At 58.1% G+C, this 19,884-nt stretch carries 13 protein-coding genes and 1 tRNA gene; 6 read left to right on the top strand and 8 right to left on the bottom strand.

Translation table 11 applies throughout. The features are described 5' to 3' along the window. The first annotated feature begins 122 nt into the window (after window positions 1-122). The 3 genes from VL547_RS10000 to VL547_RS09990 are packed head-to-tail and all read left to right on the top strand — an operon-like array spanning window position 123 to window position 7,126. A complete protein-coding gene (locus VL547_RS10000; protein ID WP_325577520.1) occupies window positions 123-3,434 on the top strand; it encodes a TonB-dependent receptor in 3,312 nt (1,103 codons plus the stop codon). Between the two features lie 11 nt (window positions 3,435-3,445). Next, on the top strand, window positions 3,446-4,855 hold the full coding sequence (locus VL547_RS09995) for a RagB/SusD family nutrient uptake outer membrane protein (RefSeq protein WP_325577519.1): 1,410 nt from the start codon (window positions 3,446-3,448) through the stop codon (window positions 4,853-4,855). 6 nt (window positions 4,856-4,861) lie between these two features. After that, complete coding sequence (locus VL547_RS09990; protein WP_325577518.1) at window positions 4,862-7,126, top strand: PDZ domain-containing protein; 2,265 nt, start codon at window positions 4,862-4,864, stop codon at window positions 7,124-7,126. An 11-nt stretch (window positions 7,127-7,137) separates the two neighbouring features. Here VL547_RS09990 and VL547_RS09985 read toward each other — a convergent pair whose 3' ends face one another. The 6 genes from VL547_RS09985 to VL547_RS09960 are packed head-to-tail and all read right to left on the bottom strand — an operon-like array spanning window position 7,138 to window position 15,861. Further along, window positions 7,138-8,391, bottom strand: a complete 1,254-nt coding sequence (locus tag VL547_RS09985) for an ectonucleotide pyrophosphatase/phosphodiesterase (protein WP_325577517.1) — start codon at window positions 8,389-8,391, stop codon at window positions 7,138-7,140. 39 nt (window positions 8,392-8,430) lie between these two features. Continuing rightward, window positions 8,431-10,203, bottom strand: a complete 1,773-nt coding sequence (locus VL547_RS09980; protein ID WP_325577516.1) for a RagB/SusD family nutrient uptake outer membrane protein — start codon at window positions 10,201-10,203, stop codon at window positions 8,431-8,433. A 27-nt stretch (window positions 10,204-10,230) separates the two neighbouring features. Continuing rightward, complete coding sequence (locus VL547_RS09975; protein WP_325577515.1) at window positions 10,231-13,503, bottom strand: SusC/RagA family TonB-linked outer membrane protein; 3,273 nt, start codon at window positions 13,501-13,503, stop codon at window positions 10,231-10,233. 20 nt (window positions 13,504-13,523) lie between these two features. Further along, on the bottom strand, window positions 13,524-14,471 hold the full coding sequence (locus tag VL547_RS09970; RefSeq protein WP_325577514.1) for a FecR family protein: 948 nt from the start codon (window positions 14,469-14,471) through the stop codon (window positions 13,524-13,526). A gap of 51 nt (window positions 14,472-14,522) precedes the next feature. Further along, window positions 14,523-15,056 (bottom strand): sigma-70 family RNA polymerase sigma factor, encoded by a 534-nt coding sequence (locus VL547_RS09965; protein ID WP_325577513.1) that lies wholly within the window; start codon window positions 15,054-15,056, stop codon window positions 14,523-14,525. 52 nt (window positions 15,057-15,108) lie between these two features. After that, window positions 15,109-15,861, bottom strand: coding sequence for a lysophospholipid acyltransferase family protein (locus VL547_RS09960; protein ID WP_325577512.1), 753 nt, complete (start codon window positions 15,859-15,861; stop codon window positions 15,109-15,111). A gap of 86 nt (window positions 15,862-15,947) precedes the next feature. Between VL547_RS09960 and mtaB the strand changes: the two genes are divergently transcribed. From mtaB to VL547_RS09945, 3 genes are all read left to right on the top strand, one after another. Then, on the top strand, window positions 15,948-17,246 hold the full coding sequence (gene mtaB / locus VL547_RS09955) for a tRNA (N(6)-L-threonylcarbamoyladenosine(37)-C(2))-methylthiotransferase MtaB (protein WP_325577511.1): 1,299 nt from the start codon (window positions 15,948-15,950) through the stop codon (window positions 17,244-17,246). A 175-nt stretch (window positions 17,247-17,421) separates the two neighbouring features. Then, window positions 17,422-18,240 carry a hypothetical protein gene (locus VL547_RS09950; protein ID WP_325577510.1) on the top strand — a complete coding sequence of 273 codons (819 nt, stop codon included), beginning with the start codon at window positions 17,422-17,424 and terminating at the stop codon, window positions 18,238-18,240. A 157-nt stretch (window positions 18,241-18,397) separates the two neighbouring features. Continuing rightward, window positions 18,398-18,472 (top strand) — tRNA-Val (locus tag VL547_RS09945). Window positions 18,473-18,533: 61 nt separating this feature from the next. Here the strand turns inward: VL547_RS09945 and VL547_RS09940 are convergent. After that, on the bottom strand, window positions 18,534-19,322 hold the full coding sequence (locus VL547_RS09940; protein WP_325577509.1) for an alpha/beta hydrolase: 789 nt from the start codon (window positions 19,320-19,322) through the stop codon (window positions 18,534-18,536). Between the two features lie 129 nt (window positions 19,323-19,451). After that, window positions 19,452-19,884 (bottom strand): hypothetical protein (locus VL547_RS09935; protein WP_325577508.1); only part of this gene is annotated, 433 nt, incomplete at its 5' end.

The following is a 19,884-nucleotide window of genomic DNA, read 5'->3' as shown; positions in this document are numbered from 1 at the left end:
CTGGCGCGTTTTTAGGCCAACTCCTTTAATTAATTAACCAAAAACACTGCTAAAGTATGGAAAAAACTCCTTACCAGGCCTCCTGTTGCCCAAGGCGACAGCTTCCCACAATGCTTAGGGTTATGAAACTGACTGTTGTTTCGCTCATCGTCTTCTCCCTCCAGGTAAGCGCCCGAAGTTCCGCACAACAAGTGACGCTTTCAGCGACAAATGCGCCCCTTCAAAAAATCTTCAAGGACATCCGGAAACAAACGGGCTACCAATTCTTCTACCGGGATGAATGGCTTCAGCGTACCTCGAAGGTGGACATCGTATTAAAGGGCGTTCCCCTCGAAAGCGCGCTCGACAGCTGCCTGAAAGGCCAGGGGTTGGGTTATGCGATCGTGGGAAAAACCATCTTTATCCGGCAGAAACCCGAATCGGCCCCAACGGCCCCGGCCGCTACGGTGCTACCCGAAAAAGTCACGGGTCGCGTAACGGACCCGACGGGAAAACCCCTGTCCGGCGCCTCGGTAAAAAACCTGAACACCGGCAAAGGTATGGCGACGAATGCCGAAGGGGCATTTTCGATCGACGCCGGTGAAAATGACGTCATCGAGGTTTCCTTTGTAGGCTACAAGACAAAACAATTCCGGATAAAATCCACAAAAGAAGCACTCCGCCTGATACTGGAACAAGACGTTGCCGATCTTGCCGATGCTGTCATCATCGGCTACGGTTCGGTAAAAAAGACCGACCTGACGGGTTCGGTCTCCTCCGTGACCGCCGATAAGATCACCCAGGTCAAAGGCGCGTCCAATGTCGCGCTGACCCTCCAGGGACAGGCCGCGGGCGTACAGGTCAACGAAGCCTCGGGACAACCGGGCGAGTCCGTGATCATCAAGATCAGGGGGACGAACTCCATCGGTGCCAGCAACGCCCCGCTCTATGTCGTGGATGGCATGCCGATAGACAATGTATCCGCCCAATTAAATCCAGACGACATAGCCAGCATACAAGTGCTCAAGGATGCGTCCTCCATTGCCATATACGGATCCAGGGGCGCCAATGGCGTCATCATGGTCACGACCAAAAAGGGCCGCGCGGGGAAGCCCGTGGTTTCGTATAGCGGTTATTATGGCGTACAAACGCTCCGCAAAAAAATCAAACTGGTCAATGCGTCCGAGTATGCGGAGCTGCAAAACGAGGTCGTCACCAATGACAATGCCTCCGGGTTGAATACGACGCCCTTGCCGCTTCCGTGGACGCCCTCCGAAATCGACTCGCTCAAGGGTACCGGCACTGACTGGCAAAGTGAAGCCTATCGCCCTGCGCGGATGCAAAACCACGACCTGGCAGTCTCGGGAGGAAACGACAATACCCGGTATTATACCTCATTTGGATACTATGACCAGGATGGGATCGTACGGAATTCAAATTTTACACGGTATTCATTTCGGGGCAACCTGGATCAAAAGATATGGGACCGGGTGAACATGCAAACGAGCCTATCACTGCAGCACAGCAAATATACCCAGCTCAACAACGGCAGCGCGGATTATGGCGGCATCCCCTTCCAGGCGATGGTCATGCCCCCCACCCAGGGCGTCTATGATGCGCTGGGGAACTACACCGTCTTCACCGGCGTCACCTGGGGGCAGACCAACCCGGTGGGCATGGAAAACACCATCTGGAACCCCGACAACAGTCTCCGGCTGATCGGCAACACCGCCCTCACATATGAGATCGTCAACGGGTTAAAGCTGAGGGCAAGCGTAGGGGTGGACAACACCTGGGACCGCTCCGACTACTATATACCCCCGATCAACACGCTCGGGCAACCGGGAGGTGTCGCCTCCGTCAGCTATTCAAACAGCCTGACGTTCGTCAACGAAAACACGCTTGCCTATACAAAAGGCTTTGGAAAGCACACCATCGACGCGGTCGGCGGTGTTACCTATCAGTCGAGCCTCTATAAATCCCTGTCCAGCGGCACCGCCTCCAACTTCATCAGCACGATTTACCAGGACAACAACCTCCAGGCAGCCACCACCAAGGCGCAGCCTTCCACCTCGCTATCCAACAGCAAGCTGGTTTCTTATATCGGCCGTGTCAATTACAACTACCGGGAAAAATATTTCGCCACCGTGACCGGCCGGTACGACGGTTCTTCCGTATTCGGTGAGAACAACAAGTTCGCCTTCTTCCCCTCCGGCGCCCTCGCCTGGCGGCTTTCCGAAGAGCCTTTCCTGAAGGAGGTCCGGCAGGTTTCCAACCTGAAGATCCGTACCAGCTACGGCGTTTCGGGTAACCAGGCCATCAGCCCGTATCAAACCCTGGCCAGCCTCAACAATGTGAACGTGGTATTCAACAACGTGCAGACCACCGGCTATGTGCTTGGCGGCCTGGCCAACCCGAACCTCAAATGGGAGTCTACCGCGGAATTCGACCTGGGGGCGGATATCGGGTTGTGGGCGGACCGCGTACAGTTAACCGCGGATTACTATAACAAGAAAACCACCAACCTGCTGCTCCCGGTTAACCTGCCCGGCTCCACCGGTTTTGGCCAGGTGCTGGAAAATGTCGGTTCCGTCCAAAACCGCGGGTTTGAATTTCAATTGACGACGCGGAACATTAAGGGCGTGCTCAGCTGGAGCTCGACCCTGACCATCTCCCATAACGCTACCAAGGTGCTCAACCTGGGCAACGACGCTACCGGTAAGCCCATCACCTATGAGGAATACGGCACCGGCGGCAACTGGTTCCCGCTGATCGTGGGTCAGTCCATGGAGCAGCTTTACGGCTACCAGGTCACCGGTGTCTACCAGACCAACCAGGAGGCCATCGCCAACGGCGAACCGCAAAAACGCGCCGGCGACTATAAATTTAAAAACTTCTACCCGGGCAGCCTGGTTAATGCCGACTCAGACAGGGTGACGCTCACCCACCTGGAGCCAAAGTTTACCTTCGGGTTCAACAATACCTTTACGTTCAAGAACTTCGACCTTTCGCTGCTCATCGTCGGGTCCTACGGCAACGACATCGTCAACGAGTTCAGAAAATACAACCTCACGTTAAACGGTCTTTGGGCGCCGACGCAGTCCGCCTACGACCACCGGTGGACGGGCCCGGGCTCCAGCAACAGCGGCGACAAGCCCTCGCTGGGAAGCATGCAGTACACCCGCGACTATGCCAACAGTCTGTGGGTCGAAAACGGATCGTATATCCGGCTCAGGGACATCACGCTGGGTTATACCCTGGCCCCGAAAATCTTACGATCGATCAAGGCAAGCACGATCAGGGTTTACGTGAGCGCGGAAAATTTTATTACGATTACCAAATACAGCGGGTATGACCCCGAGGCCGCCTGGAGCTCCGCAACCATCAACGGATGGGACCGGGGCACGTATCCTTCGATGAAGTCCGTGAGCGGGGGTATAAAAGTTAACTTCTAAACAATGCCGTTATGAAAAAGTATCTTATCATAGGCGCGCTGTTCCTTGCAGGATGCAAAAAAACACTCCAGGAAAAGCCGCAGACGTTTATCAGTCCCTCTACGTATTTTACCAACGAACAAAGCTATGAATCCGCGGTGCTCGGTATCTATTCCGACCTGGGCGGCTTGTATTCCGGGGATACGTATATGATGCTCGAAATGTGCACGGATATATACGGCCAGCCTTCGCCTTCCTACGAGCAGGCGCTCCCCATGTATCAAAACGCCCCTAGCCCGGTGTACTACTGCACCCTGGACGCCTGGAACAGCGCTTACGGCCTGATCAAAGATGCCAATTTTATCCTCCAAAACCTACCCGGCGGCGCCATACCCGATACGGCAAAAAACCGGCTGACCGCGGAGGCCAGGTTCCTCCGGGGGTTTGCTTACTTTTACCTGGTGCAGTTGTACGGGGACGTTCCGCTTCGAACCACGACCGTGCAATCCTACAGTGAGGTTCAGGCCCCAAGGGCCACGCAGGATTCCGTCTATGCGTTCATCCTGGATGACCTGTCCTACGCAGAGAACAACCTTCCGGCAACGGCTCCCCAACAGGGAAGGGCCTATAAATGGGCGGCCTCGGCTTTGCTGGCCAAGGTGTACCTCACCCTCGCCGGCAATCCCCTGACCAAAACGTCCGACTACCAACAGGCCCGGGACGAGGCGCTGGCCGTCATCAACTCCGGCGGTTTCAAGCTGGTTTCCAGTTATCCGGCGATCTTCCACAACGTCAGCTATACCACGGAGTCCATCTGGGAGCGGTTGTATGTGCCCAACCTCGGCGGCAACCCCCTCCATACCCTGAGCTGTACCGCCAACCAATACAACGCGTTGCTGGTGCCTGCATCATGGTATATCAAAACCTTCTACCCGGGGGACGCACGTCTTACCTGGGGCATACAACAGCAATACAAAGACCCTTCAGGCAATACCTTGAGCCCCTTTTTCCAAAAGTTCGTCCTTAACTCAGCTATCGACCAGGGCATCGGTCCCAGCGCGTCCGGCCTGATCGTCAGCTATTCCCTACCTTATCTGCGGCTCGGGGAAATGTACCTGATCGCCGCGGAAGCCGAGAACGAGCTAAACGGCCCGGCGGGCGCCTACGCCTACATCAATGCCATCCGCGAGCGGGCGGGTATCCCCGACCTCGCCGGTCTGACCCAGGAACAGTTCAGGGATTCGGTCTGGCTCGAAAGAAAACACGAGCTCAGCCAGGAAGGCAGTACATGGTTCGACATGAAACGCACCAACACGTTCGGTAATATTCAAACCATCCGGGGCAGCGGCCTGGTCAACCCGATCGGCCCCTACAACCTCACCTGGCTGATTCCCTATACCGAGCTCACCGCCAACAACATCCCGCAAAACCCCGTATATTAAGGTCCTATGTATCGTTTTCTAGCCCTGATTTTTATCGCAGCCCATGTCAACGCCCAATCCGTTTTTGTCGTTTCAACCACAAAGACGCTGGAGGCGGCCCTCGATCGGGTCGCCTCCGCCCCGGGCGGTAAGGTCGTTATCCGGTTAAGGGCTGGCCGGTATGCCATCGACGAGCCCATCATCCTCACACCGGCCATGCTCAACCACCACGCGCTAACCATCGAGGCTTTCCCACAGGAAGACGTCTCGCTCTGCGGAGCGGAAAGGATTTCCCCACAATGGACCGTCTGGAAGGGACCGATCCTGTGTACCGATATCGGCAAAAACCTTTCCGTCGACCAGCTGTATTGCAATGGCCGTCCTTTGCCCATGGCCCGTTATCCCAACCTGGACACGACGCAGGCCGTCATGAACGGCACGGCCGCGGACGCGCTGACACGGGCGAATCGTTGGAAAGATCCCGAGGGCGGCTACGTGCACGCCATCCAGGGCTATGAATGGGGAAGTCTTCACTACCGCATCGAAGGTAAGGACGACACCGGCGGCCTGGTGCTGAAAGGCGGCTGGCAAATGGCACGTCCCGCGCCCATGCACCCGCGTTACCGGTATGTAGAAAACATCTTCGAGGAACTGGATGCGCCGGGGGAATGGTACTATGACGGCGCCAGCGGTCGTCTATATTTGTACCCGCCGCCGGGAGTGGATCCCGTTATTGCCCGTTTTGAGCGGTCGGTTACAAATGAGCTCGTAGTCCTGAAAGGGAATGCGGGCGAGCCGGTGCGTGACGTGAAAATTACGGGTATCCATTTCACGGAAACAAACCGGACATTCATGCTGACCCGCGAAAGGCTTGTCCGCAGCGACTGGGCCATATATCGCGGGGGCGCCCTCGTCCTGGAAGGTACCGAGAGATGCCGGATCGAAGACTGCACATTTACCTACCTGGGCGGAAACGCCATCTTTGTTGATGACTATGACCGCTCGGACACCATCCGGTCCTGCAGCATCGGGCACATCGGCGCCAGCGGGATCTGTTTCGTCGGCGATACCGCCGCCGCCCGGTCGGCCGCAAACCGGTACGAAGACTATGTGTATTATCCCGCCCTCGACACCACTCCCGGCCCACGTACGGAAAACTACCCGGCTCAATGCCTGGCGGAGGATAACCTGATCCGTTATATAGGCGAAACCGAAAAACAGGTATCCGGCGTCGAGATCGACCTCGCGGCCGGCATCACGGTCCGCCACAACACAATCTATCATACCCCCCGGTCGGGTATCAATATCGGGGACGGCTGTTGGGGAGGACACGTCATCGAATACAACGACGTTTTTAACACCGTGCTGGAAACAGGCGATCATGGCGCCTTCAATTCCTGGGGGCGGGACCGTTTCTGGTCCCCCGACCGACGCTATATGGACAGCCTTATGGCGGTACATCCCGGGCTTTACCTTCTCGACGCCGTCCAGCCAAATACGATACGGCATAACCGCTTCCGCTGCGACCACGGATGGGACATCGACCTGGACGACGGGTCATCCAACTATCGTATCTACGACAACGTTTGCCTGCATGGAGGACTAAAGCTCCGGGAAGGTTTTCATCGGGAGGTGTATAACAACATCCTGGTCAACAATTCCTTTCATCCGCACGTCTGGTTTATTCGCAGCGGGGACATCTTTGAGCGCAACATCGTGATGAAGCCCTATTTCCCTATCCAGATAGCACAGTGGGGCCTTCGCGTGGATAGCAACCTTTTTCCCGACACTGCTGCGCTGGGCGCGGCTCAAAAACGAGGCACGGACGCCCACAGCCTGGCGGGTGACCCCAAGTTCGGCGGCGCCGCCACCGGCGACTACCGTGTTCGGAGCACCTCCCCCGCCGTGGTGATCGGTTTTGTCAATTTCTCCATGGATGACTTTGGGGTCACAGACCCCGCGCTACGGCGGGTGGCAGCGAAGCCGGTCATACCCGCGTTGGCGAGCGGCCCATCGGTGTCAGCCGTGGCGCCGGCGGTCTGGCTGGACGCCACCATAAAAAGCGTAGACGGACCGGGTGACCGGTCCGCCTATGGATTGCCCGATGAGCAGGGAGTCGTGGTGTTGCACGCAGGCAATACGGGCTTGCATGACAACGATGTTATCCGCGCATTGAACGGGCATCCGGTGAAGGACGCCGACGCCCTGCGGTCGCTCTACAAAACCGTGCGCAGGCCCGTGACATTAAGCGTGATCCGCAACCAGCAGACCGTTTCGGTCCGACTGGACTGAAGCCGCCGGCGCTATTGCGCGAAGACGCCGTTCGGGATGTGCCCCTGTGCCGACGGGAAATCGATCCCCAGGATACGCGCCACGGTGGGGGCGATGTCGCGCAGGTTCATGGCATGGATCGTACCGCCCCTGGCAATGCCCGGGCCGGCGATGATGAACCCGGTCTGTATCTCGTGGAAGTCCGGGAAATAACCGTGGGCTCCGCCCTTGCCGGGCGTAATGGCCGGGCCTTTGTCCTGGTTCCCGAAGGACGCCCCGTTCAACCCGCTGAGCGCCAGCGCGCATTCCGGGTTGGCGCCGATGGCGTCCATCTGCGGGCGGTCGATGATCCGGAAATATGCGCGCGCCGAATCGGGCAACGCCTGCAGCACCTTTGCCTTGTCGGCCGTATCCTGGAGATAAAGCCACGCCGACCCGCCGGCGCTGTTAAACCGTGCCTTCGGAAAAAGACCGGCATCGGCGAGCCATACGTTCGGGTTGACGTGATGCGTCACGTCCAGGAAGCCGTGGTCGCCGGTCACGATCAGGACGGTGGAATCCCCGATCCCCGCGGCTTTTATCGCATCGGAAATGATGGCCACCGCGCTGTCGGCATCCCGGATGGCAGCCGCGACGTGATCCCCGTGGCGGCCCTGCTCGTGGGAAAAATGATCCACCGAGAACAGGTGGACGGTCAGGTAGTTCGGTTTGTCGTGCGCGATCACGTACGCCGCGATCTTTGCCACGTTCTGGTCGTGGCCATACTCGATCCGGGCGGCGCCGTCGAAGACAAACTTCCGGAGCGTGTCCACGAAACCGGCCGGCCTGGCGTACTTCTCACGGACCGCTTCTCCCATCGAGCCCACGTCCGGCAGGTCATAGCGCACCGGCGCTTCCGCGGAGACCGGCCAGAGCAGCGCGTCGGCGCGCATCCCTGCCTTCGTGACCGCGCCCCACAGCGTGGGCGCGTGGATCGAGCTGTCGTTCCAGTATATCCTGCCCCTCGCGGAGGGATCGAATACGTCGTTATAGTAAACCCCGTGCGTCGAAGGCTGGACGCCCGTGACGACGGTGGTATGCGACGGATAGGTGATGGACGGGAATACGCTGTTTACGCCTTCGGCGTGGACGCCGTTGCGGGCCAGCTCCTGCAGCGTATACGCGTGCCAGGTAGTGTCGAGATAATAGTCCGGCCGGAAACCGTCGATGGTCACCAGGATCACGTGCTGCGCAAAGCTGCCCCGGCCTATCAGGGCCAGGGCAGCAAAAAAGAGAACTTTTTTCATATCAGGTGTTGAGGCCGCGCCGGAGGCGCTGCCGGGAAACTACTGCCATTTGGGATTCTGCTGCAAGTTAGGATTCAGCTGCAGCTCCGAATACGGTATCGGGTACAGGTACATATACGTCGTGTCGAAGGTACGGCTCACGTTATCCAGCCAGTGCAGCTCCCCGTGATCGCCTTGCGACAGTATCTGCGGGTTGGGGCCGCCGTTCAGCGTGGACGAGACGTTCACGTAGGTCACTCCGGCGACCGTTGACGGCGCGCTACCCTGGTAGAAGCAAACGTCGGGGACGCCGTCGGCATTCAAATCCATCAGCGTGTTCAGCGACGGCACGTAGAAGCCGTTCCAGGGGAGGGTGAGCAGGAGCCCCTGCTGCCAGCGGATCAGGTCGTTGTAGCGGAGACCTTCGAGGTTGAGCTCGGTGCCGCGCTCGCGGCGTACTTCCAGGATAACCGGGTCCGTTACCGTATTCTGGAAATAGGCTTCCATATAAGGATCGGCCGTCGTCGGTACGGTCGTCAGCCCGCCGGTGATCCCGGCCCGGGCGCGCAACGCGCCGATCGTCGAGGACCATATGGAGGCGGTCATCTGCCCCAGCTCCGCCTCGGCCTCGGCATAATTCAGGAGGATTTCCGCGTACCGCATCAGCGAAATCGAATTGGTGTTGTTGGCGCCGTTGTCATAATACACGTCGTCCAGACACCACTTGATCGGCTGGTAACCGGTATAGGTATAGGAAAAAACGGGGGGCGCCGCGACCGGGTTCCCGCTGTTGATGCGGTTGTACCCCGGCGTGCGGATCGTTTGCTGGAGACGGGTGTCGCGGTTTTTTACTTCGTTGACGAACGTCACGGTGTCATACCCGGGCGTCGACGTAAAGGGCGTCCCGTCGAGATTCAGGTAGGTGTTGATGAACCGGCGGGTGTAGCTGAAACGTACCCCGTAGGTGGCGCTGGTGAAATACCAGTTGGCGTCGTTGAAAACGGCCAGGGAGGAGCTGGCCACGTTGGACAGCATGACCTCGCTCGCGATGGGCGCGGCGCTGATGAACAGCTGGCGGTACGATTGGGTGACGCCGCCCGATTGGTTCAGGGCGAAGCGACCGCTGTCGATCACGGCCTTGGCGGCCGTGGCGGCTTCCTGGAGCCAGGGTTGGTAATCGGACGTCTGGCCGCCGCGGTATTTCCGGAAGGTGCCTTCGAAGAGACATACCCGGGACTTCAGCCCATAGGCCACCCAACGGGTGATCTGGCTGGCGGTGGGATCGGTGGTCATCGAGATGTTGGCGATGGCGTAGTCCAGGTCGGCCAGGATCGAATCCATCACGACCGCCCGGGGCGTGCGGGCCGCGTACAGCGTGGAGTCGGTCACGCTGAGCGGTGTACTGACCCAGGGCACGTCGCCAAAACGGACGACCATGTTGTAGTAGAAATATGCCCGGAAGAAACGCGCCAGCCCGTTGTAGTTGTTGCGGGTGGCCACGGGGATGGCCGGGTTGGTATTGTTGGCGATAAAGTAGTTGATGTTCCGCAGCGCCGTAAAGGACCAGCCGGAGCTTTGACGGGACGTATACGCGCCGGCCAGCAGGAAGGAAGGCGGCGAGCTTTGGGTGCCCAGGTCCGACATACCCGCGTCCGTCTTATAAACGTCGCTGATGCCGGGGAGATTGTCGTAAAAGGAAGTGGCGTACAGCTGCAAACCACCCGTCGTTCCGAAAATGGCGCTTACGCTGGCCGTCGACTGGGGCGTCTGGTTAAGCTGTTTGGTACAACCGGCCAGGAAGATAACGGAGGCGATTAATATGTATTTTTTCATCGTCTTCTTTTTAAAGTGATACACTTTTTACAGGGATACGGAAAGACCTACCGATACGCTTTTCAACATGGGATAGTTGTTGCCGTTCCCGTTGGTGCCGTTGGTCAGGATCATGTCGGAACCGCCGATGCTTTCCGGATCGATGTTCCGGGTCAGCTTGTAGATCGGGGACCAGCTCCAGAGGTTTTCGCCGGAGAAATAGGCGCGGGCGCCCGAGAAACCGATCTTGCGGATCAGGTGCTGCGGCAGATTGTACCCTACCTGCAGGTTTTTCAACCGGAGATAATTGACTTTCTGGAGGTACTTGGTCTGCGCAAAGGCCAATTCACCCTGTCCGTTCTGGGCTACGTAGCCGCGATAGCGGGGAAAGTAGGCGTTGGGATTGGTGGGGGACCAAATCCTACCCAGCTGGTATTCCATCAGGTAGTTGTAGGGGCGGTTGTATTGTCCCCAGAAAACGTCGGCTTCCGAGCCGGGGTACCAGTTCCGTTTGCCTACACCCTGGAAGAAGGCGCTGAAGAAGAAGTTGCTCCAGTCGGCGCCCAGGGTGAACCCGTAGGTGTAGCGGGGCAGCGAGTTACCGATAATCCGCATGTCGCCGGGATTGGTGGCGGTGTTGTTGCCGTTGTTTATCACGCCGTCGGGTTTACCGTTCGTGCCGCCGCCGATGTCCTTGAACTTGATGTCGCCAGGCAACCACTGTCCGGTAGTGGAGGCGTGGAACATCTTTTGCGCGCCCTGCGCCCAGGTGATGTCCGCCTGGTTCTGGATATACCCATCGTTGGTATAGCCCCAGATCTCGCCCATATGCATACCGGCATAGTAGTCGGTGAGCGACTTGGTGGCGTTGTTGTATTGGGTGATCTCTGCCGTGTAGTCCGACATCCAGAAGCCGAGGTTGTAGTGGAAGGGCTTGCGGGCCACCGTGAACTGGTCCTTCCAGCCGATGGAGGCTTCCCAACCCGTGGTTTTCAGGTCGGCATAGTTCCCCTTGGGCACGGAAGTCCCGAACACCGCCGGGAGCGTCTTACCCACGGTGAACATGTTGTTGGTATTGCGGATATACCCGTCGGCCGTAAACGTGAGCCGGTTGTCCAGGGCGGACAGGTCGAGACCCAGGTCTTTGGTGACCGACGTCTCCCACGTCAGCCCATTGGGCAGCACGTTCGGCTGGCTGGTCTCCTGGTTGCGGACGCCATTGATGACGCGGCCGGACTGGGAGATCCCGAAGTTCTGCTGGAAGACGTAAGAGCTGATGCTCCCGTTCCCCAGCGAACCGTAAGAACCCCTGATCTTCAGGTCGGAGATCGCCTTGGTGGACACGTGCCAGAAGTTTTCCTTTGACAACCGCCAACCGGCTGACGCCGAGGGGAAGAAGGCAAAACGTTGGCTGGCGGGGAACTTGGAGGAACCGTCGTAGCGGCCGTCCAGCTCCAGCAGGTATTTATCGGAGAAAGCGTAGTTCAAGCGACCGAAACCGCCCACGATAGCCCACTTTTCATAACCGCCTGAGGTGGAGATGTTCTGGCCGAGGGCGAGGCTGATGTCGGTGGCGTTGGAATACACCAGGCCGTTGCGGTCGGTGGTCAGGCCGTTATACACGGATTGCTCGTAGTTATAACCGGCCAGGGCCTTGAAGTAGTGCTTCTTGGCAAAGGTATTCTCATACTCGCCGTAGAGGTTGGTGGCGAGGTAGTTGGTGGTGCTGTACACCATCTGGATGTCGTTGGTGCCGGAGCCGACATACACGATCACGCCGGGGGTGACGCTATAGGGCACCGGTACCTGGGTCCGCTTGGAGTTCGCCTCGGTGCTCTCGTAGGTGAGGTCACCTTTTACGCGGAAACGGTCGCCGAAGAAGTGGCTCGTAAAGGCCGCCGTGTTTTTGATCACGCTGTTGGTGAAGTTGTAGCCGTTCTTGCCGTAGAAGAAGTCGCCTACCGTGCTTGCGGAGCTATAGGTCAGCGTCCCGTCGGGGTTCTGGAGCATGGAGGAGGGGTGACCCTCGTCCGCCATGTTCCGCCAGATGCCCCCGCCCTCTTCGACATTCAAAGGATTGTGGTATGTGCGATAGCTGTATTGCGTGTTGTCGCTGATGTTCAGCCAGGGCAAAACGTCGACCGAACCCTTGGCGGTCAGGGTATAGAGCTTATACACATCCGAGTTGTAGCGGAACAAGCCGTCCCAGCCGGAATAACGGCCGGTCACATAATAGGTGGCCTTGCCGCTGCCGCCCGTCACCGAGATGTTCTGGTCGGTGGCTTCTTCGTGCTTCTTGTAGAGCAGGTCATACCAGTTGGTGTTGCCATAGTACACATAGTTGCCGTTGCTGCCGACCTGGACCTTGGGCAGGGTCGGGTCCGCGTTGACCTTGGCGTATTCCTGCAGGTAAGCCGTGGAGAAGGGCTGTGTCTTGTTGATGTTCTGGGGCGTCTGGGAATAGTCGTTCCAGGCGGTCCAGGCGGAGTCGAACATGGTCGCGTACTGGTAACCGTTCGATACGATCTTGGGGACCGTCGTCGGGGACTTGATCGCGAAGTTGGAGCTGTAGGTGATCTGCGCCCGGCCCTTGGTGGGCGCCTTGGTCGTGATCAGCACCACGCCGAAGGCCGCGCGGGCGCCATAGATCGCCGACGAAGCGGCGTCCTTGAGCACCGTCACCGAGGCAATGTCGTTCGGGTTGAGCAGGCTGGGATCGCCCTCGATCCCGTCGATGAGCACCAGCGCGTTCCCTCCCTGGCCGATGGAGGTCGTGCCGCGGATGTTGTACGTGGCCGACTGGATGGGTTTGCCATCCGCCGGTACGAGGTTCAGGTTAGGGATGACGCCTTCCAGCCCCTGCGTTACGTTCGGCAGCGAACGGCCGTCGAGGACCTCGCCGCTGACCTGTGACACGGCGCCGGTGATGTCGGCTTTCTTTTGGGTGCCGTACCCGACGATGACGACGTCCTCCAGGGTATTGGCCTGGCTGACGAGCTTTACAAAAATGGACAGCGAGCTGCCCGCCTTGACGGAGTAACCCGTTAGGGTCTGGTCGTGAAAACCGACGGAGGAAAACGTAAACGAATAGGAGCCTTTAACCGGAAGCTTTTCAAAACGGAAAACACCCGATGAGTCCGTTGCGGTACCCGCGGATAATCCGGTAACGAGGTTGGTCGCGATGACCGAGACGGCGGCCACCGGGGCGCCGGCTTCGTTCTTGACGATGCCGTTGACGCTGCCTGTCTTGTCCTGGGCGCGTACGCTCACGGACAGGCAAAAGAGTGCCAGCCAGCAAAAAATGGATTTTTGCAATCTCATGTGAAGATAGGTTTGAGTAGTTATTTTGAAATCCTGTAAGTCGATCCCCTGCGGGTCAGGGTCAGATGATTCAATAAGGCAAGATCGTTGAGAATCTTATCCAGGGAGTCCTTTCTATCGAGCCTGCCGAGGAAGTACATATTTCGTATGGCGCGATCGTCGTATTCGATGTCCATTCCATAGATGGCCGACAACTGGTCGAAGACCGTGCCGAGGTTCTGGTCGTTGAACAGGTACCAGTTCGCCAGCGTGCCGGGCTTGCCGTCCAGCAGCTTCGTCTTGCCGTCGCGGCGGTTGAAGCTGGTTACCCACACCTTGGTGTTGTCTTTCCTCCAGGTCAGCTCCTGGCCAGGCGTGAGGACGTAGTTGCTATCGGGTACGTCTACCCGCACCTTTCCGGTAAACAACTCTACCTGTACCTCGCTGGCGGCGTTGACGACCTTGAAGGCAGTCCCCAGCACCTCCGTCTTCAGTCCTCCCGTGTAGACCGCGAAAGGCGCGTGCTCGTCCCTGACCACTTCGAAAAACACCTTACCCTCTACTTTTGCATCCCGGGCGCCGTGGCCGAAGTCTTCAGGATATTGGATTCTTGCGTTTGGATATAGGATGGCGGTGGAGCCGTCGGGCATCGTCCAGGCGTCCTGTTGCCCGGTAGTGTTTGTCCGTGTCAGCCAACGCACCTTTTTTGCCGTGCGCGCCATCACCTTGCGGTTGACCGGTCGTGTTTCCCTGAGCAATAGTCCGACGCCCACCAGGATCAGTATCGCCGCGGCGGCGGAGAGGGCGATTCGGATCGGCCATACCCGGCCGTTACCGGTCTGCGTCCGCGCTACAACGGTCTGCAGCATATCCTCGCTATAGCCTTCCGGCAAAGGGGTTTCGCCGTCCGCCTGCTCGAATTCCTCCTGCAAATTCCCGAGCTCGGGATGTTCTTGCAAGTACCGCTGATCCTCTTTTTCTGTCTGCATGAATGGGACTCTATACTATATACAGCTAAAGGGGTAGTTTACCCCTGCTCGTTAGAAAAAAAAGCTGGACACCACCTGTCTCAGCTGGCGGAACGCCTTTGTAATATGGTCTTCCACCGTTTTGATGGAGATATTCATCCGCTCGGCCACCTCCCGGTTGGTAAAACCGTGGAGGGCCTTGAGCTCGACCACCTTCTTCCGGACCGGGGAAAGCGTGTCCAGCGCGGCATGCACGTGCCCCGTAAGCTCGAATTCCGCGTGCTCGTTGGACACGCCCTCTTCCGCAGGCTTTACCTTACGACGCACCTCTTCCTTGCGGAGGTGGTTGATCAGCACGCTCCGGGCGATGATGAACAGTTGCTTTTCGAGCGCGTGTTCGGGCGATAACGAACGCCTGTATTCCCAGAACCGCACAAAACATTGTTGTGTCAGTTCTTTTGCGGACTCGTCGGTTCCCGCCCTTTTTTGATAAAAGCGGAACACCCTTATATGTAGTGCGGTATATACCTCTACGAAGGCTTCGTGGGAACCGTTCTGTACGGCAGTCAGCAAGGACGATAGGTCAATATGCAGTCCATTGTCCATAGGAGCCGCAAATTGCGAAAAAATGCAAGCCCCCCTTCCGTCGTTAAGATACTTAACCGAAAGATAAAGCGCCGTAGTCCTTTAAACCCTTTTCCATGACCACGCGCACCTGCTCTTTTAATAAGTGTAGATCCGACATCGTCATGCCGGTTATGGGCACCGGGTCGAGGAACACCGCGCGGCTGGGTCCGGGGGTGAGGTGGAAGATGCTCGTGCTGGGTAACCGTCTGGCCGCGTCGAGGAATAAAACCGGTTGTATGGGATAGCCCGTTTCGATAGCCATGCGGAAGGCGCCGTCATAAAAGGGACCGAGCGGCTGGCTCGATTGATTGAACGTCCCTTCCGGAAAAATAAACACCGATACGCCCTGTTGTAACGTTTTTATCAGCCGTCTTACACTCGCAACCCGGTGCTCGGGATCGCTCCGGTCCACCACCACGATCGTCTTGCGGTACACAAAACCGAACACGGGCATCTTCGCGAGCTCGACCTTCCCCAATGGCCGTACCGGGTACCGCACCGCCTTGACGATCAGTGCCGCGTCCAGGTAGGAAGTATGGTTGGCGACGTAGATACAGGGCTCGTGCTTCCGCGGCCGGTGTATATATATGTTCTTGTGCCGTATGCCCACCCCGGCAAACCACAGATCCGCCCAGGCCCTGCACAACAGGTAGATGGCGTTGCCGCCGCGCGTTTCCCCGAGGAGCGAGGCGGGGAGCGCGAGTACAAAAACGACTATTAGTAGCGACCCAAAGAGGATGAGGGCATAAATGACATATATCCAATGGAATAGCTTCTTCACCATGGCAAAATAATCCTTTCGTGGCACATTCGGGTTTCCGGCCGGCGCGCGGCGGCCCGGGTCGCGCGTTTTTCGTAACTTCGCGCGCTATGCCCAGCGTCGCTTTTCATACACTCGGCTGTAAACTGAATTTCTCCGAGACCTCTTCGCTGTCCCGCCTCCTCGAAACCGAAGGCTTCGAAAAGAAGGACTTCGAGGAGAAGGCCGACGTTTATGTCATCAATACCTGCTCCGTCACCGAAAACGCCGATAAGGAATGCCGCCAGCTGGTGCGGCGCATCCAGCGCAAGGCCCCGTCCAGCTTCGTCGTCATTACGGGTTGCTACGCCCAGCTCAAACCACGCGAGATCGCGGAGATCCCCGGCGTCGACCTCGTACTGGGCGCCGCCGAAAAGTTCAACATCGCCGAGCACCTGCGCACCCTCACCAAGGGCGACAACGCGCGCATCTGCAGCTGCGACATCGAGGAGGTATCGGGCTTCAACCCATCCTATTCCCTAGGCGACCGCACCCGCACGTTCCTGAAGGTGCAGGACGGATGCGACTACGGGTGCTCGTTTTGTACCATACCCAAGGCGCGCGGGCGCAGCCGCAGCGATACCATCGCCGGGGTCGTCGCGGGCGTTCGGCGACTTACCACCGAAGGCGCCCGTGAGATCGTGCTGACGGGGATCAACCTCGGGGACTTCGGGCTCGGGCCCGATGGCCGGGGCGCGGCGGCGCTTTCAGACGGGCGCGAGCACTTCGGCGACCTCATCGTCGCCCTGGACGACATCCCCGGCATCGACCGCTACCGTATCTCCTCGATCGAACCCAACCTCCTGACGGATGACATCATCCGCTTTGTCGCCGGTAGCCGGAAGTTCATGCCGCACTTCCACATCCCGCTCCAAAGCGGCAGCAACCGCATCCTCGGCCTGATGCGCCGCCGTTACCGCCGGGAGCTCTACGCCGAACGCGTCGCCCTGATAAGATCGCTCATGCCCCACTGCGCGATAGGCGTGGACGTCATCGTGGGCTTCCCATCCGAAACCGAAGCCGACTTCCGCGAGACTTTCGACTTCCTCCATGAGCTGGACGTCGCCTATTTCCACGTCTTTACCTATTCCGAACGCGCCGACACCCACGCCCTGTCTATCTCCCCCGTGGTCCCCACGGGTTTGCGCCACGAGCGCAACAAGACGCTGCGCAACCTTTCCTTTATGAAAACGCAGGCGTTCAACCGGGCCCACGAAGGCCAGGTCCGGCCGGTCCTCTTCGAGGGGCGCGCCCACGCGGGCACCGATGGCGCGGCTCCCATGATGGAAGGGTACACCGATAACTATATCAAGGTCACCACGCCCTATCGGGCGGAATGGGTCAACCAGGTCGTCGACTGGAAGCTCTAGGCGGAGCTCGCCCTCGTTTTTGCCGCGCCAGCGGCACGAGCCCCCGTTTTGCCGCGCCAGCGGCACGCCCCCCCGCGATCTACCGAATTCCCGGTAGGCGCAAATACCGGGAATCTGGTATTGTGCGGGTCACGGAGCGGTCCTACTTTAGGGCAATCCTCTGACTTTGTACGTTATGAAGCATTCACTCCTCTGGTTCGCCCTATTCATAGCCCCCGGGTCCGTCATCGCCCAGGAAACCCACACCTATTCTACGCAAGTCCACCCCAAAACCTGGAGGTTCAATTCCGGGTTCGATGTGGGCGCCTGGTGGGGCGGTACCGGGGTGACGCCCCTGGAGCCAAAGACCGACGCCCTCGTCCAATCCCACCTGATGCACCAGACCGCCTATTCCGGGGACATTTACCTGGAATGGCTCCGCAAAAAGAATAAGCCGGGAAGCGTCGGGCCGGGCTTTGGCATCAAGACCAAAGCCACCTGGGACTGGTTCACCGCGAGCAACGGAGGAGATGGGAATGGGCAGGAATCCCTGACCCTGAATTACGTCAACGTGCCATTGCTGTTCGAATACTGTTTGTCCTTCAAGAACAAGGTCACCCGACCCTCTTATACCGCGACCACCAGCTACACCAACACCTATGTATTCGATCACGGGGACTATTACCACATCATCTACAACACGACCTCGACACCGGGCCACTACAATCCCGGCGGCGTCCCTTATACCGACGCCATCTTCGCCTACGCCGGCCCCCAAATCTGTTACCTGGCCAAGGGTTTCCACAGCCTTAACGGGACCGAATCGGTGGATACGGACCCGGCGTTGACAAAGTCGTATGCTGGTTTTATCGCGGGCTTTTGCTTCTATCTCGCCAACCTGAACGTAGATATTTCCTACCAGAGGGGGCTGACCAGCATCTGCACGGGAAAGAGCGTCTATGTCAGCGGCTGCCTGTTCCGGCTCGGGTTCAACCTGACCCGGAGGAAGTTCTAAAGCGCGGCGGCTCGCGTTTTTGCCGCGGCGGCTCGCGTTTTTGCCGCCCCGGCGGTGATCCGGCGCCACCTCGTCTCCGGGCCCAAAAAAAATTTTGCCGAAAGCCTTTTCCCCCTATCTTTGCACTCCCAATCCCGTTTTACGCGGGAGCGGTAAAGGGAGCATAGCTCAGCTGGTTTAGAGCATCTGCCTTACAAGCAGAGGGTCCTTGGTTCGAACCCGAGTGCTCCCACAGAAAAAGGCAAAATACGCAAGCACTTAGAATTTCGACTTCTAGGTGCTTTTTCTTTTTATCAATACCCGTTTTTATTCAACCAGGTCTGGCAGTACTCCGCAACCTCCCGCCACCCCGCGTCCATCACCAGCGAATGCCCGCGGTTTTCAAACAGCTTGAACTCCGTCACCACGTTCCTCGGATATTTCCTGAACGTCGCCTTGCCCAGCACCGGCGGTGCGATATGGTCCCGTTCCCCGCCCGTGATGAGCAGCGGTCCGCGCGACGTATTGGCGGTGTCCACCTTTGTCTCATGACCGGCAAAGCTGGCCATCGCCGCCTGGAACAGCGGCCGGGCCGGCGCGGGTATCGCCCAGCGTCCATACAATGCCCTGGCTTCATCCAGGGGAACGGCGTTGGTAAAGCCATACCGGAACTGATCGAACGTCAGCGAAACGGCCTTCTTGAGGTTGAATGGGTTCCCCAGGACCGGGAAAGATGCCTTCAGCGCGGAAAACGGCAGCTGCCATACGCCCTTTATAGGGGCCGGGTCGATGGCGATGCCCGCGGACGCGATACCCCGACCCAATAATATTTGCGCGATCAAGCCGCCAAAGGAGTGGCCGATGACGATGGGTGGCTCGGACAGGGTGGCGATCACTTTCGCATAAGCGTCGACCACCTCGGTGACGCCGCGGTTGGCGATCGGTTGCGGGTTGGACCGGCACTCCGATACCGTGGCAGCGTCTCCGGGCCACGCAGGGTTCAGGGTTTCATAACCGCGCCGGTTGAAAAATTCCATCCAGGGCTCCCATGACGTGGCGTGTATCCACAGGCCATGGATAAATACGATTTTTTTGGGGTTCATGACTGCAAGGTTTGCGGTAAGATATCATTTTCACGGCAAACTAGCTATATGGCCGAGCAAGAAGTCGTCTAGCACATCAAAAAAGCAGACTAGTAAAAAGGGGCATTGTCCAACTAATCGTCATCGGCCTCAGCTACCGCTTTCGTCCGGTTTTCGGCCAGACAAAGCCCTTCTTATCGACATTGCCCTCCGTTTTTGGCCTGTCATGCCGTTAAAATCCGGTCGGTTATTTTTATTTTGAGGTGAGCCAACGACAAGTTGGGATAGGGAAAGCCATTGCAATAACCTGAAAAATCTTTCCATCAAACGGGTGATAAAGCCATATTCAGGCGAGATCGATGATTTCATACCGGGGGATTTGAGGATGCTCCCCAAAATAGAAAAAGGGTGATAAAATACCGCCCCTTTTTCCGTTATAAAATGCCGCAGGATTTTCAGCGGCCGGTACCGCTCGTCTTTTTCGCATAAAAAAAGCCGCCTTCCGGCGGCTTTATGCTTTGGCGACTTCTTCTTCGGGGTCGTCGACACCGCGGATGACTTCGCATTTTGTCGGCTTTCCGAA

It is taken from the genome of Dinghuibacter sp., from assembly GCF_035492835.1.
Lineage (GTDB): Bacteria > Bacteroidota > Bacteroidia > Chitinophagales > Chitinophagaceae > Dinghuibacter.
Note: the sequence above shows the minus strand (reverse complement) of the source record. Positions and strands in the feature narration are given on the sequence as shown.

Bases quoted from the DNA above. Each gene is read 5' to 3' on its own strand.
- VL547_RS09950 (WP_325577510.1), top strand. From the start codon at position 17,422: ATGAAGCATTCACTCCTCTGGTTCGCCCTATTCATAGCCCCCGGGTCC.
- mtaB (WP_325577511.1), top strand. From the start codon at position 15,948: ATGCCCAGCGTCGCTTTTCATACACTCGGCTGTAAACTGAATTTCTCC.
- VL547_RS09975 (WP_325577515.1), bottom strand. From the start codon at position 13,503: ATGAGATTGCAAAAATCCATTTTTTGCTGGCTGGCACTCTTTTGCCTG.
- VL547_RS10000 (WP_325577520.1), top strand. From the start codon at position 123: ATGAAACTGACTGTTGTTTCGCTCATCGTCTTCTCCCTCCAGGTAAGC.
- VL547_RS09990 (WP_325577518.1), top strand. From the start codon at position 4,862: ATGTATCGTTTTCTAGCCCTGATTTTTATCGCAGCCCATGTCAACGCC.
- VL547_RS09940 (WP_325577509.1), bottom strand. From the start codon at position 19,322: ATGAACCCCAAAAAAATCGTATTTATCCATGGCCTGTGGATACACGCC.
- VL547_RS09960 (WP_325577512.1), bottom strand. From the start codon at position 15,861: ATGGTGAAGAAGCTATTCCATTGGATATATGTCATTTATGCCCTCATC.
- VL547_RS09995 (WP_325577519.1), top strand. From the start codon at position 3,446: ATGAAAAAGTATCTTATCATAGGCGCGCTGTTCCTTGCAGGATGCAAA.
- VL547_RS09980 (WP_325577516.1), bottom strand. From the start codon at position 10,203: ATGAAAAAATACATATTAATCGCCTCCGTTATCTTCCTGGCCGGTTGT.
- VL547_RS09985 (WP_325577517.1), bottom strand. From the start codon at position 8,391: ATGAAAAAAGTTCTCTTTTTTGCTGCCCTGGCCCTGATAGGCCGGGGC.
- VL547_RS09970 (WP_325577514.1), bottom strand. From the start codon at position 14,471: ATGCAGACAGAAAAAGAGGATCAGCGGTACTTGCAAGAACATCCCGAG.
- VL547_RS09965 (WP_325577513.1), bottom strand. From the start codon at position 15,056: ATGGACAATGGACTGCATATTGACCTATCGTCCTTGCTGACTGCCGTA.